1 protein-coding gene is annotated in these 1,325 nt (G+C 66.0%); it reads right to left on the bottom strand.

Annotated elements, in window-relative coordinates:
* The coding region (locus tag BZB76_RS34010) for an alpha-amylase family protein (protein ID WP_121438561.1) at window positions 1-1,325 on the bottom strand (1,325 nt) is incomplete at both ends.

Raw genomic sequence — 1,325 nt, 5'->3', positions numbered from 1 at the left:
CGTGAAGATGTGTGCGGGTCGGGTGTGTGGGTCGAGGTGGACGTAGTTGGTGGCGGTCCAGGTGTAGGTGGTGCCGTCGAGTTGGTCGGTGACGGTATAGGGGTGGTGGGGGTCGTCGGGGAGGCCGAGTGCGGGCAGGTCGAGGTGGACGGTGGCTTCGCGGGGTTGGTGGGGGTTGAGGTTGATGACGGTGAGGATGACGTCGTTGAGGTGGCGTTTGGAGAAGGCGAGGAGTTCGGGTTGGTCGATGTGGTGGAAGTGGAGGTTGCGGAGTTGTTGGAGGGCGGGGTGGGTGTTGCGCAGTGTGTTGAGGTGGGTGATGAGGGGCGTGATGCTGCTGTTGGTGTGGGTGTTCCAGTCGCGGGGGCGGTATTGGTATTTCTCGGAGTTGCGGTATTCCTCGCTGCCGGGGCGGACTGGGGTGTTCTCGCAGAGTTCGTAGCCGGTGTAGATGCCCCAGGTGGGGGAGAGGAGGGCGGCGAGGATGGCGCGGATTTCGAAGGCGGGTCGTCCGCCGTGTTGCAAATATTCGGACAGGATGTCGGGGGTGTTGGTGAAGCAGTTGGGGCGCATGTAGGTGGCGGTGGGGCCGGTGAGTTCGGTGAAGTAGTCGCGGAGTTGGTGGGCGGTGTTGCGCCAGGTGAAGTAGGTGTAGGACTGGTGGAAGCCGGTTTTGGCGAGGGTGTGCATCATGGCGGGGCGGGTGAAGGCTTCGGCGAGGAAGATGACGTCGGGGTGGGTGGTGTTGATGTCGGCCAGGAGGCGTTCCCAGAAGGGGACGGGTTTGGTGTGGGGGTTGTCGACGCGGAAGATGCGGACGCCGTGGTCGATCCAGTGCCGTACCACCCGCCGGACTTCGGTGTAGAGGCCGTCGGGGTCGGTGTCGAAGTTGAGGGGGTAGATGTCCTGGTATTTCTTGGGCGGGTTTTCGGCGTGGGCGATCGTGCCGTCGGCGCGGCGGGTGAACCATTCGGGGTGCTCGGTGACCCAGGGGTGGTCGGGGGAGCATTGCAACGCCAGGTCCAGGGCGACCTCTAGGCCGTGGTGGTGGGCGTGGGCGACGAAGGCGTCGAAGTCGTCCAGGGTGCCCAGGTCGGGGTGGACGCTGTCGTGACCGCCCTCGGGTGAGCCGATGGCCCACGGGGAGCCGGGGTCGTAGGGCCCGGGGTCCAGGGTGTTGTTGGGGCCTTTGCGGTGGGTGGTGCCGATCGGGTGGATGGGGGGCAGGTAGACCACGTCGAAGCCCATGTCGGCGATCGCGGGCAGGCGTTTCATCGCGGTGCGGAAGGTCCCCGAGATCGGTCCGCGGCGGCCGAGGGGGTCGA

Origin of the sequence: Actinomadura pelletieri DSM 43383 (assembly GCF_003634705.1) — a bacterium.
GTDB classification, from domain to species: Bacteria; Actinomycetota; Actinomycetes; order Streptosporangiales; family Streptosporangiaceae; genus Spirillospora; species Spirillospora pelletieri.
This window is presented reverse-complemented; position numbering and strand designations above follow the sequence as displayed.